Below are 12,723 nucleotides of genomic sequence, written 5' to 3' on the forward strand. Positions count from 1 at the left end.
AACTAGAAGTGACTGTCGTTACATTACCTCGCGTGCGGTCGATCTGCGCGTATATGGCGCCGTCGGCGTGGGTTCGCGGGACTGGCGCGACCGTTGTCGGCCGTCGCTGGCGGGGCTGATCAGCGACGGTGCTCGGCGGCACGCAACAGTTCTTCGCAGACCTCGGGGGGCACGCCCAGCAATGCGGAAGTGATGCTGCGGACATCGCGATCGTGTGCCAGCTTCAGCCAGTGCAGCTCGCTGTCCACCAGGTTGACATAGGCGACGTCTTCGCCGGTGAAGTACGCACGACGGACTCCGAAGAACTGTGCGAGTTGGCTCACGGCATCGGGATCGGGGTGGCTTCGGGAGCCGGTTCGGAGTTGCGACAGGTACGCCGCAGACAAGCTGTACCCACGCTCCGAGAGCGCGTGGATGACCTCGGAGTTTCGGATGGGGCGCTGACCAGGGGGCCGGATTGCGTCGAACAGTCGATTGAGTCGTTCTGCAAATGTCGCCGGATCGACCGTAGACCGTCTCCGATGTGATTGCTGTTGCCGCGTCTGGCTAACATTGTGACGTTCGGGAAATGCCAACGATGAACCGGTGGTCCCCGATTCGCTGATCGCCTGGGAAGGGGGCACAGTTGTCTCTGGATGTTTGCTATGACCTGCGTAGTCCTGGCTGAGGCCATCTGCCTGCTGCGACATCGACCCTATCTCGTCTTCCTACTCGAGCGAGCCTTTCGTACCTGTATGTGCATTTTTGGCAAAGATACTAGAGTTTGATGTTGCGGTCGATAGTGCGGCAGGTATTCGACCCGAATACTCACGGATGTGACGAGAAGCAGCCTGATCGTGCTGAGCTCGGCGCGGACCTACCGCCGGCGCGGCTAGGAGTCGAGGCCACCGTTCGGCCGGTCTACTGGTCCGGGGCGGGCCAAGGCGAGCAGATTGGCGAATGCGGCCAAGAGAACCGTCATGGCGAGCAGTCCAATGTGCAGAGGTGCCACGGCCGAGACGCCGCCGATGAGCAGCGGCCCGCACGCGTAGCCGAGTTCGCGGCCGATTTCGGCGGCGCCCGTGGTCTGTCCGGCCAGGTCCGGGGGACTGGTGCGGGTCAGATATGCGAATCCGCGTGGAGTGATCAGCGCGATGCCGATGGCGGTGATCACCGCGGCGCATACCAGGGCGCCGGTGCCCGGAAGCATCGCTGCGACAGCAATCCCCGATGCGGCCACGATCAATCCGATGGCCATCCCGGTGTGGTCTGCGAGGCGCCATGATTCGCGGGCGCGGACGACGCGCGGTTGCACCGTCGTCACGGTGGCGGCGAACACGGAGACGATGAGGCCGGTCGACAGCGGTCCGAGGCCATCCCGTGCGCCCAAGACCGGGAGGAATCCGACGCCAACGGCCAGTGCAGCAGAGGCGCCGGCCAAGGCTGCGGCGGGGCGCAGGAACCAACCACTGGACAGTCGTCGTGCGAAGTCGACGACGGTCAGGCGAGTCCGGGGCGGCATGTCGACGGCGGGCATGACCAGTGCGACCCATCCGGCCACCGCGCTGGCGAGTACAGCCAGTGTGGTGAACAGCGACGAGTAGCCGCCGACGGTGATGAGCACGCCGCCGACGAGAGGGCCGAGGGTGTAACCCAGCGCTTTCCACGCGCAGTAGCTGTCGAGCGCGCGCGGGGCTGTCGGCGTCAATCGGGCGATGACGGCGCCGGCAGTCGGGGAGAAGGCTGCCGCGGCAATACCCTGACCGAATCGTGCCAATCCGACCAGTTCAAGGTTGTGGGCTACGACAAATGCAGCCGAGGCCACGGCGAATACCACCAGGCCGCCGATCACCACGGGGCGCGCGCCGATCCGATCCGCAAGGGCTCCGAACACCGGTTTGAACAGTATTTCGGCGAAGCTATAGGTCGCCAGGAGCACACCCAGGGCGAGCAGATTCGTGTGCTGGAACTGGAGGTATCCGGCCAAACTGGCGGCGGTACCGAAAGAGCCGAACGCGGCGACGAAACCGGCGGCATACAACGGCAGCAGCTGTGCTCGGGACGAGGGGATGCTGTTGGTGGGTCCCGGTGTCATCGGGACTCGCGGGGCAAGTCGACGCCGCCACCATCGATCCGGTCGTCCAAGCTCGTCGGCTCACTCCGGTCACAGCTGGTGGAGGGCTTGGAAGACCCGTTCGGTGTAGTCGGCCAGTCGGTCCGCGCAATGCCTGAGTTGCTGATCCGCTTCGTCGGCGGTCGGACCACCGAAAACGTCGCGGGCCTTGACATCTCGGTGCCAGCGGCGCAGCTGCTCAAGGGTTGCTCTTCTTCCTCCAGCTCTGCCATCGTGAACTTGCCCGCTGCGATGTCCTTGTCGATCTCGGCGTCGAACTTGGCGCAATTGGAAAGGAATTCGGCCCATTCCTCCGCTCGTTCGGCGGTGAACATCGTCTGCAAACGAGCCGCGTCCGGCTCATCGTGCCCCTCCGCGGTGAGTGTCAAGACCTCGCCCTCGCCGCGCTGCGCAAGCTCGACCACCCGGGCGACGCCGTCGGCGAAAACGGGCACATCCGGCACCGCCCAGACGCCCTGGCCGATCTGCAGCGCGCCGACCCTGCGCAGTTCGCGCCACACTGCAACTCGGTGCCGCGACGGGTCGGTTGGTATGCGCACCACCAGTATCAGCCAACGCACGACGCGACACGCCCCTTATCGCGACGGAGAATGTAACGGAGGCTTCTGGGTTGTGTGTATCGATAGTTCGACGTTGCTTTCGCAGTCGGAACTGAGGCGATGGTTAGTAGGCGCCGTTGCCGGCGAGGACGGTGCGGATTGTTTTGGTGATGATGAGGATGTCTTGGAGTAGTGACCAGTTTTCGACGTAGGTGAGGTCGAGGCGTATGGCGTCTTCGACTTTGAGGTCGGAGCGGCCGCTGACTTGCCAGAGTCCGGTGAGGCCGGGTTTGACGGTGAGGCGGCGGCTGACGAGGTCGTCGTAGGTGTCGACTTCGCGGCGGACTTGGGGGCGGGGGCCGACGACGCTCATGTGGCCGGTGAGGACGTTGAGGAACTGGGGGAGTTCGTCGATGCTGAATTTGCGGATGATCTTGCCGACGGCGGTGACGCGGGGGTCATCCTTCATCTTGAAGAACATCGCACCGCCACCGTTCGCGGCGATCATTTCGGCCTGGCGGGAGTCGGCGTCTTGGTACATGCTGCGGAATTTGGTCATGCGGAATGGCACGCCGTCCATACCGATGCGCTCGGATTGGTACAAGACGGGTCCGGCACTGGTGAGTTTGACGGCCAGGGCGGTCACGATCATCACTGGTGCGATGGCGATCAGCGCGGTGACCGCGAATAGTACGTCAAAGGCTCGCTTGATCAATGAATTGGCTTGGCTGTATTGGGGTTTGGCAACTTCGAAGACGGCCATGCCGGCGACGGGTCGGCTGGTGAGGCGTTGGTCGGCGATGTCGATGAGGCCGGGGGCGACCATCAGGTCGACGCCGTGTTCTTCCAGCTCCCACATCAACCGCCGGATGGCGACCGGGGTCAGGTGGTGGGTGGCGGCAAGGGCGACGGTGTCGACGCCGGTGCGCAGCACCGCGTCCAGAATGGCTTCGTCGCACCCGACGATGGGGATGTCGTCGCCGGCGACGGTGATGACCTCTTTGCCGTGGACGGGTCCCATCGGCGTGCAGAAGCCGACGACGTGGTAGCCGGCCCAGGGGTCTTTGGCGAATTCGGTGGCGATGTCGGCCGCGGCGTTGGTGGCGCCGACGACCAACAGTTTGCTCTGGTTCCGGCCGTTGCGGTGTTTGCGGCTATTGATGCGGCGCCACATCCACCGGGTCACGATCAGGCCGAAGAGACCCATAGGCAGCGCGATGGCCAGGTAACCGCGGGAGATTTCGATGCGCAGCAGGGTGGTGGCGATGGCGATGAGGCCGAACAGCTGCAAAGTGGCGGCGACGAGGGTGACGTATTCGTTGAGCCCGCGGCCGACGATCTTCGCCGAGCGGCTGCCCAGGGACAAAAAGCCCATCCAGAGCACCGCCAGGGTGGCCGAGACGGCGATGTAGCGGATGTGGGGACCGGAGTCCCAGGAGACGTAGACGGGGTGGCCGGCGGTGGTGGCGAACCGCGCAATTTGCCCGAAAATGACAGAACAGCAAATAACTAGTGCATCGCTAAAAATGAGTTTTCGGGCGATTTTTGCGTGACGCTGCTCACGTCGTGAGCGTCCGCGGTTGCTGTGGATGGCCGGTGTCGGCAGTGCCTCGGACGGTGTGGTGACGGTGTCGGCGGTGGGCGTATGTCGTGCTTTGAACTGGGGTTTTGTGGCGGTGGGTGTCGACATGGCTGCGGTCGGCTCTCTGCTGGGCGGGACACACTTGGTCGGCGCAACCCCGGTGGCCGGCGTAGGGAATCCTGGCGGTCCTGGGGTTGTGTGCGTGCCCACGGTGGCGACGCGCCTCCGATGTTGTGTTAGCAACTGCGGATGTAGCAAAGTTATACCTATGGTTTGCTTACGGCAAGTAGGGCAGCTAACCAACCGGTGTTGTGTACCTCACAACACGCATCCCCGCCCGCAAGGCGACGCGCAGGACGCCGTCATTGAGCTGCGTCGCTACGGAGATTGGGGCACGGCGCCACCGACTGTGAACCGGGCAGAAGAATTTCGGGCACGCCGATCGCAAAGGCATATGGGGCGGCGCACGTCGGGCTGGTGCGTTTCTGGCAAACGAATCGTCGGTTCGGGCCGGACAACCGGGCCTCGCGCGGGGGTGGCGGACGGCGTTCGGCGTATGACTGCCGGATGGCTTTCGTGAAGACCCTGTGCCGTCTGCGCAGCGTTAGCCACATAAGCAGATGTAACGCACTGACATGCATAGATTTAGTGGTCGACTAGCATCCCCTGCTAGCGTACGTTGCGGGGCTGGGGGAGGCCCTTGTCCAGATGGTTCACCTGGAATGGGGTCCGGACGTGTTGGCAAGGCTGCGCGAGTTGTTGGCTGTTGCTCGCCTGGCGCGCGCCTGGTGGTCCGCTCCAGTGGATTACGACGCACAAATTGGGTACTTCTCCCAACGCGGGTTGCTCGGTGGCGTGCAACTGCTCGTCGGGGCGTGCGCGGCCTTGCTCGCGCTCATCTCGATCGTCATCCAGCTTTCTCCGGCGGGACCGACGACGGACCTCGCTCGGGCCGCTTCGTCCGGCTTCGCCGCGTCAGCGGCGATATGGGCGTTGGTGTGGTGGTTCGGGCCCTGGCCGTCACGCGCGGTATCGATCGCATTCATTGTCTACGCAGACCTCGGGATCACCGCCGTTGCGCTGATGGACTCCGATCGGCTGGCCGGCTTCTTCGGCTTGAATGCGCTGCTGCTCATTTCCGTCTACGTCAAGTTCTTCGAGGGACCGAAGGCGCTGGCGTTGCACACGACCTGGGTCCTTGCAGTGACAGCGGTGTTCGCCGTGTCGATCGCCGTCGGACCGCACGGTGATCCCTATCTTGCGGCCGCAAAGACGCTGGTGGCGGTGGCATCGTTCGTCGTCGTGCCCGCGGTCGTCCAGTTCGGCATTTGGGTCTTGCGTAGTGACGCTCACGATTCGGTGACCGACCAGCTCACCGCGCTACTCAATCGCCGCGGCCTGAATCTGCGCATCGGCAGCCTGCTCACCGATCGGGCGACTGATGTTGTTCCCGGCACATTTGTGCTGGTGATGGTGATCGACCTCGATCGGTTCAAGAGCATCAACGACACCTATGGCCACGCGGTCGGCGACGAAGTGTTGGTGCGTAGTGCGCAGCGGATTGCGGCCAACGTTCGGCACGATGCATTGGTGGCCCGGGTGGGCGGTGAGGAATTCGTCGTCGTCGACATCGTTTGGCCCGGGCAGGCGGCCATCATCAGTGAACGGGTGCGCTCGGCCGTTTCCGCCACCGCCGAGGTGGCTCCGGTAACGGCAAGTATCGGCGTCGCCACGATTGCGTTGTCAGAGTTTGCCGGCGATGATGCCGATCCGCAATCGGTGTTGAGCGCCGCCATCGAGTGCGCCGATCATGCGATGTTCGTGGCGAAACGTGGTGGAGGTGACGCGACAACCCGGCAGTCGTTGCTTGTGAGCGATGACGCGGTGTGCGATTGTTCGGGCCCCGCGGTGTCGTGTGATGACTCGGCGAGGTCCCCCGCGTCCGTGAGTCGCAGAGGTTGGGAAGCGAAACCGGCGCGGAGCGTTCAATCCAGTGATTGCATTGGGCCGAAGGAGCTTTCGCTGGCTACCCCCGCCCAGGCTGACGATGCGCCGCTTCTGTCGCAACGGGACGAACCGACTGCTCGGGAAGCTGCGCTGCCTGGATGGGTTTGACACGCCGCTCGTCTTCCGCCGACTGTTGACGATAGCAATAGTTTGCTGACTGTCGGCTGGCGGCGGTTGTTCGCGCCGGGTTGAGTTCGTGGCGGCTGGAAATGCCATCGTGTGTGGGCGGAAAAGTGCCTGCGGCTATTCCACGCTGAGCTATCTGAGGGATTTGCCCGTCGACGAAGTCAAGCTCGATCGGCAATCCGTCGCGTCGATACTCGATGACAAGCGCATTGCCGAAATCGTGCACACTGTCGTCACTCTCGCACACAATTTGGGTGCCGGAGTGGTGGCGGAGGGGGTCGAGAATCACCAGACCGTCGCTCGTCTACAGCAATTCAACTGCGACATTGCCCAGGGGTATCTGTTCAGCCCGCCCATCGCGTTCAGCGACGTGCTTCCCTGGCTCCGGCGTGGACCCGGGATGTCTTCCAGCGCAACGCGTCCGGTTGGAGTCGGGTGCTGATGCGTCCGTGCTACGGCGCCGTGATTCCCACGCTGTCCAATATCCGTCGGGCAGAGGCGTCCCACGAGTAGCGGCGAGCATTCGTCAGGCCGCGCCGACGCAGGCTGTCCGCCAGACCCGTTTCGGTCTCGAGTCGATCCAGCTGGGCAAGCAGGCCCGGCATGTCGTCTGGATCGAAATAGAGTGCGGCGTCGCCGGCGATCTCGGGCAGCGATGCCGCGTTCGACGTGATCACCGGACAGCCCAGAGTCTGGGCTTCCAGTGGTGGGAGGCCGAAACCCTCATATCTCGACGGGAAGATCAGGCCTTGGGCGTTGCGGTACAACCAAGCGAGTTCGGCGTCTGAAAGGCGTCCGGCAACAACAGCTTTCGTTGATATGCCAGATGCCTGGCTGAATACCTGATCGTTGCCGGATGCGCCGACGACGACGATCGTGCGGCCGGAATCGGTGACCGTCTGCACGGGTGTGGGCAGGTTCTTGTGCACCGCGAGAGTTCCGACCATCAGATAGAACGGTCCGTCTGGGGCCAGCTCGGGCCGTTGCGCCTCGACTGACGTCAGTACGTTCGCGGCGCACCCTGCGACCACGAACTTCTCCAAGCGGATACCCAATACGTCCTTCAGCTCCTGGGCGCTGAAGTGAGACACCGTGATCAGGTGTCGAGCCGATCGCCCCAGCAAGGAGTACGAGACGAGGTAGAACGCCACGAACGCCTTGCGGAAAGTCTGCGGGAAGCGGAACGGCGTGGCGTCGTGCATGGTGACGACCTGACGGCGTTTCGCCAGCGGGGCTGGTCCGGCAAAGTTGAGCAGCAGCGCGCCAAGGGTTGCGGCCGGGAGGTAGACCTGCTCGAAAACCACACCGGTGGTGCGGGATTGCCGGATCTCGACCCGCGGCGTGTACATCCAATCGGGGATTTCTGCGTCGGCCGGCACGTGGACCACCAGTTCGGTGTTGCCGCTGTCGATGACGGCCCGGACGATTTCGGTGGCGTAGCGTTGCGTGCCGGTCAGCTTCTGCGCCAACCACTTTCCGTTTACGTGTACCCGCTGCATCACGGTCTTCCTTTCAGCGGTTCGTACAGGGCGCGAAGCGCCGTCCGTTGCTGTGTGTCGGAATTTCCGGCCAACGCGACGGCGGTCTGCTGCCGCAGTGTCGCGAGCGCTCCGGCCTGGCGAAGATCTCCGATGGCGGTGGCCAGATCTTCGGGGCGGTCCAGGATCACCGGCAGATCGACGCCGCGCAGATATGCCCGGCGACGTGCCACCACCGGCAAGCCGATGCCCGCGGCCTCCATGATGGAGATCGGGAACCCTTCCCATGACGCGGTGTGCAGGTAGAGATCGCACGTGGCCATCACCTCGAGAGCCTCGGTGCGCGTCAGCCAACCCGTCACCTCGACTCCGTGCGCGCGCAGATTTTCGATGTCTCCTTCACTACCGCCGCCGATCCAGACGGCTTCCAATCCTGGATGTGCTTGCGCCGCAGCATGGAACGCTTTGGCAAAGAACTCTGGATCTTTCTGCGGGCCGAGTCGGCCGTTGCCGACGATCCGCAACGTGGCAACGGTAGTCGGCGGGCCGCTCTGGGGTAGACCGGGTGGTTGCACATTCGGCACGGTGACGACTCGTGGCGAGCTGAGCGGCCACCGTGACAACTCGGCCTCGCGTGGTGAGCACGCTGCGTAGGCGGTGGTGTTGAACGACAACAACCATTCGAGGACCCGGAAGCCCTGCCGCACCGGCCACGAGACGTCGAGTCGTTCGAATGAATAGCAGTGCGGGGTGTAAACCAGTGGGCGCCCGGTGGATCGGCGCACAGCGGCGCGTACGTAGGCGCCGGCCATGCTCGAATGGGCGTGCACGATGAAGTCGCCCGCTGACTTGCGGAGGAACCGTCGCAGGAACCGAATACGCGCGATTGTTCCCGAAGGCATCGGGGTCTTCGTTGCGAAGTACGTCAGCTCGTCGATGTTCAATCCCGCTTCGTCGCGAAACGAGTAGACGAGGTGATGTTCAGCCTCGGGATAGTTGCGCACGAAGTCCCCGATCGCCGACGCCGTACCGCTGGCGAACGATTCGGCGACGTGAATGATCGACGGCTGCCTGTTGGCCACGATGCCCAACGCGGAGTCGGGGTCTGCCACTGCGCGCCTCCGATGACGATTTCTAGCAAATAAATATCTAGTTGCTGTTTGTCATACACCGTAGTTGGTGGAGGTGGCATGGTCCAGTTCGGAGCGCAACGCCGCGATTCGCCAACAGCGGCCACACTTCACCTGCAACAAGTATCGCGAGGTCAATTGGCATATGGGTCACGCACGGTTGTCTGTGGTCGTCGATTTCATGCTGGCAGCAACGCTGCCCCAGCACGATCCCGAGGGCTAAAAGTGTTTGGTATCGCAGTTCTAGCGAACACTGAGAGGGATCGGCCGTGTATCTTGGACGTCGTCGACCGCATCGGCTTGTCCGACTCCCGGGCGGCCAGGTCGTGAGCGGACGACGCAACAGTTTCGACATCACCGAGGGGGCTCTGGGTCGTGGATGAGGACGGCGACGATACGCAGCCGACATGGTTCGGCCCCGAAAACTCGCCGCTGTTCGGCGTCCTCCACATCCCGGCGGGCGGCCGGGCCCGAGGCGGCATCGTGATCTGTCCACCGCTGGGTAAGGAGCACGTCGACACGTACCGCGGCCTGAAGCTCCTTGCCCAAGAGTTGTGCGGTCGCGGGTTCGCGGTGCTGCGGTTCGACTATCGAGGCACCGGCGACTCCGCGGGGCCGGTGGGCTCCGATACGGCGCTGACCGACTACCGGGACAGTATTCGCGACGCAGTGGGATACCTGCGAGCCAGCGGCGTGGCACGCGTCGGCTTGATCGGGCTGCGAATGGGCGCCATGTTGGCGGCCGGCGGCGCGCGCGATATCGAGGGGTTGGCGGCCGTGGTCTTGTGGGACCCGGTGGTCGATGGACGGCGCTACCTGCGCGAGCAGCGGGCGTTGTACAAGATGACTGTCGGCGAAGACGCGGTCGACGTGCACCGCGAATCGATTCTGGGAACTACGTTTTCGCCGGAATCCGCGCTGGCTCTCAAGACCATGCGGATGCCGGAATCGCTGGGTGTCGCCGTGCCGACGTTCGTGGTGACCAGATCGGAATGGGCTGCCGAGCCGAAGATCAGGGCACTGGTCGACAGCATGGATTGCGAGTCGGCGTCGGTCGGGGGGCAGCCCGAGTATGTGGAGCCGGTGACGTTCGTGGTGAAGATCCCGGTGTCGACCCTGGTGCTGATCGCAGACTGGCTGCATCGGGCCATGCCCGACGGCGACGATCCGGTGGTACCCGCCATCAGGCGGCAGGCCGAGGTCGCCCAACTGCCGGACGGGCGAGCGATCGTCGAAACCTTGGACGAGCTAGGGCCCAACCGGCTATTTGCGATCCGGACCGCGTTGCGTGGTGCGACGGTCGATACGCCGACGTTGCTCATCCACAACACCGCTTGCGAACACCGGGTGGGGTCGGGCCGGGTATGGACCGATACCGCACGCGAATTCGCCGGGGACGGTCTGGCAGCAGTGCGTTATGACCGTCGAGGCACCGGTGACACCGGTTGGGCGACTGCAGATTTCGCCACGATCTATTCACCGGAGTCCAATGTCGACGTGCGGGACGCGATGGCGGCGGCAGGAGTGCCGGCGGAGCGCCTCATGATGACCGGAATCTGTTCGGGTGCTTGGAATTCGGCCATCGGAGCAATGAAGTACGGCGCGCGAGCTGTGGTGTTGGTCAACGTGATCCTGTACAGCCTGCGGCACAAGGCCGTCGGGCCCGAGAAGTTGATCGGCATGACGCCGCCGAACCCCGGTGTCGAGCCGGCACCGGAGCCCCGAACGTTGGAGGCCAAGTTCAAGAAGCTGGTCAGGCGTTGGTTGCCGTATCCGCTGTGGCTGTTGATGGGGCGGTTCGGATTGACCGAAGTGCCCGAAGTACTGCTCTCGGCACTGAGGCGCAACAGAATCGTCGTTGACATGGTCATGTCGCCCGAAGACCACGTATGGTTCGACAAACAGCGTGGTCAGCAAGGCTTGGCGCGGCTGGCGCGGCGAGGCTGGGAGCCCTCGATCACGCTCGCGCCGACGGGTGACCACCCGTTGCTGCAACGGGACATCCAGAATGTGGCCAGTGCGCGGATTTTGGAGGTGGCTCGGCGCGAGTTTGCCGAGTTCGTTGCAGAATCGGTCAACGGAGACGCTGGGCAGACCGGGTTACATCGCGATGTCGATCCACCCGCGTCCTATTGCGGGCGACGGTGATCGGAATGAGAAGTAGGCGGCGTGAGGCGATTGTGCATGTGGAATCCGGTGGCGGCGTGAGCACCACCGACAGCAGCGAAGTCGATGCGTCGGCGGGCGTCGATGCCCAGGAGCGCCGGCGGGACGAGGAGCACGCGGCCGTCGGCCGCAACACCGTCGCGTTGTTGTTGAGCCGCCTCGCCATCGCGCTGATGGGTTGGTCGGGGACCGTCCTCATCGCCCGGCTGCTCTCGCCGACGGACTGGGGCGTGTTCTCGTTCGTGTTCGGACTTCTCGGGATGATGTCGATCGTCACCGATCTCGGCGTGGGCCGAGTGGTGCTGGGCAGGCTGATCGAGTCAGACGACGAAGAAGCCGATGTGTTTGCGAGTTCGTTTGTGGGCCTGCGGGCGGCACTTGGCCTACTCGGGTACGGGATCGCGGTCGGGTACGTCGCTGTCATGGGTTACCCGGCTGAGGTGATCCGGGCGACCGCGCTGGCCGGCCTCGTCGTTGTCATCGCCACACCCAGCCACGCGCTGTCAGTCCTGTACCAGAGCCGGTTGAAGATGGTGACGGTGGCCGCGGCGGAAGCGTTCGCCCAGTTGTTCCAATTGATCCTGACCATCCTGATCGCCACGATCCACCCCGGCTTGATGATCTTCATCTTGCCCGCGATAGCGAATGAAATCTTCTCCGGCACCTGGAAATTGATCGGCGTCCGACGCGGATCGGCCGGGCCGCGCGTCACCAAATCGCCGCGTATCAAACTATGGCGCGAGATGTTGGTGGAAGCCATTCCGCTGAGCATCGGGTTGGCCATGATGACGCTGTTGTCCAAGGTCGACGTTCTGATGCTGGGCAAGCTCGACCATTTTGATTCGGTCGGTCTGTACAGCGTGGCTTACAAGTTCGCCGACGTGCTGTCGTACGCGGTGCTGGCCGTAGTGACCCCGGTGGCAACGCTGTTGGTGGCGGCGTGGCCGCTGTTGACCGACGATTTCCGGGGCCGGGTGCGCTCGTCGGCGGTGACCATCGGACTGCTGACATGCCTTGGAGTCGTGGGGATGTGGGCGTCAGGCGACGAGATCGTGTCGTTCCTGTATGGCGACCGGTTCGGCGTCTGTGCAGACGCCGTCCGCATGCTGCTGGTCGGCGCGGTGTTCGCGGCGCTGTCCCACCTCATCCTCGTTGCCTTGGTTTCCGCCAAGCGCCAACGCGCCTATCCGTGGGTGGCATGCAGCGCGTTGGCACTCAACGTCGGTCTCAATGTGTATCTGATTCCGCGCTTTTCGTTCAACGGTTCAGCCGGCGCCACGGTCATCACCGAGATCGTGATGTTTGTCGCCATGTGGGTGCTCGCGGCGCGGACAATTCCGATCGACCGGCTGATACCTGTCGCCAAACTGCTGCTGATCGCCGCGCTGACGGTCGCGGTGTGCGCGCTCACCGAGGTCATCCAGGGACACGTGCCCTGGGTGGTCGTGGCCGTGTGCTCGGTCGTGCTGTTCGTCGGCGGTGCGTTCGCGCTGAGGCTGCTCGATTGCCAGATGCTGTCTCGACTGCGGCCCGCACGGGCGGCGTGACCGTGGCCTCGATAGTTTTCATCAACCGGGCCGGT

The 12,723-nt window shown here is 63.9% G+C and carries 9 protein-coding genes and 1 pseudogene; 4 read left to right on the forward strand and 6 right to left on the reverse strand.

The genetic code is table 11. The annotated features are described in order from the left end of the window. Window positions 1–119: 119 nt before the first annotated feature. From ACNO8X_RS11875 to ACNO8X_RS11890, 4 genes and pseudogenes are all read right to left on the reverse strand, one after another. Window positions 120–323 carry a hypothetical protein gene (locus ACNO8X_RS11875; protein WP_418005433.1) on the reverse strand — a complete coding sequence of 68 codons (204 nt, stop codon included), beginning with the start codon at window positions 321–323 and terminating at the stop codon, window positions 120–122. Between the two features lie 548 nt (window positions 324–871). Then, window positions 872–2,074, reverse strand: coding sequence for an MFS transporter (locus tag ACNO8X_RS11880; protein ID WP_418005434.1), 1,203 nt, complete (start codon window positions 2,072–2,074; stop codon window positions 872–874). Between the two features lie 69 nt (window positions 2,075–2,143). Next, window positions 2,144–2,673: pseudogene (locus tag ACNO8X_RS11885) on the reverse strand (Chromate resistance protein ChrB). Between the two features lie 103 nt (window positions 2,674–2,776). Continuing rightward, on the reverse strand, window positions 2,777–4,342 hold the full coding sequence (locus tag ACNO8X_RS11890; protein WP_418005435.1) for a sugar transferase: 1,566 nt from the start codon (window positions 4,340–4,342) through the stop codon (window positions 2,777–2,779). 600 nt (window positions 4,343–4,942) lie between these two features. Here ACNO8X_RS11890 and ACNO8X_RS11895 point away from each other — a divergent pair. Together ACNO8X_RS11895 and ACNO8X_RS11900 are read left to right on the forward strand one after the other, a co-directional pair. After that, complete coding sequence (locus ACNO8X_RS11895; protein WP_418005436.1) at window positions 4,943–6,349, forward strand: diguanylate cyclase; 1,407 nt, start codon at window positions 4,943–4,945, stop codon at window positions 6,347–6,349. 88 nt (window positions 6,350–6,437) lie between these two features. Further along, a complete protein-coding gene (locus ACNO8X_RS11900; RefSeq protein WP_418005437.1) occupies window positions 6,438–6,809 on the forward strand; it encodes an EAL domain-containing protein in 372 nt (123 codons plus the stop codon). A 10-nt stretch (window positions 6,810–6,819) separates the two neighbouring features. On the opposite strand, the gene ACNO8X_RS11905 is transcribed toward ACNO8X_RS11900, so the two are convergent. Together ACNO8X_RS11905 and ACNO8X_RS11910 are read right to left on the reverse strand one after the other, a co-directional pair. Then, complete coding sequence (locus ACNO8X_RS11905; RefSeq protein ID WP_418005438.1) at window positions 6,820–7,866, reverse strand: glycosyltransferase family 4 protein; 1,047 nt, start codon at window positions 7,864–7,866, stop codon at window positions 6,820–6,822. Further along, window positions 7,866–8,957 carry a glycosyltransferase family 4 protein gene (locus ACNO8X_RS11910; protein WP_418005439.1) on the reverse strand — a complete coding sequence of 364 codons (1,092 nt, stop codon included), beginning with the start codon at window positions 8,955–8,957 and terminating at the stop codon, window positions 7,866–7,868. The genes ACNO8X_RS11905 and ACNO8X_RS11910 overlap by 1 nt, the downstream gene beginning before the upstream one ends. Window positions 8,958–9,350: 393 nt before the next feature. On the opposite strand from ACNO8X_RS11910, the gene ACNO8X_RS11915 reads away from it, so the two are divergent. Next, window positions 9,351–11,123, forward strand: coding sequence for an alpha/beta fold hydrolase (locus ACNO8X_RS11915; protein ID WP_418005440.1), 1,773 nt, complete (start codon window positions 9,351–9,353; stop codon window positions 11,121–11,123). A 56-nt stretch (window positions 11,124–11,179) separates the two neighbouring features. Beyond that, entirely contained in the window at window positions 11,180–12,688 is a 1,509-nt protein-coding gene (locus ACNO8X_RS11920) for a flippase (protein WP_418005441.1), read from the forward strand. Window positions 12,689–12,723 lie beyond the last annotated feature (35 nt).

The sequence above is a fragment of the Mycobacterium sp. PDNC021 genome (genome assembly GCF_048282635.1).
Classification (GTDB): domain Bacteria; phylum Actinomycetota; class Actinomycetes; order Mycobacteriales; family Mycobacteriaceae; genus Mycobacterium; species Mycobacterium llatzerense.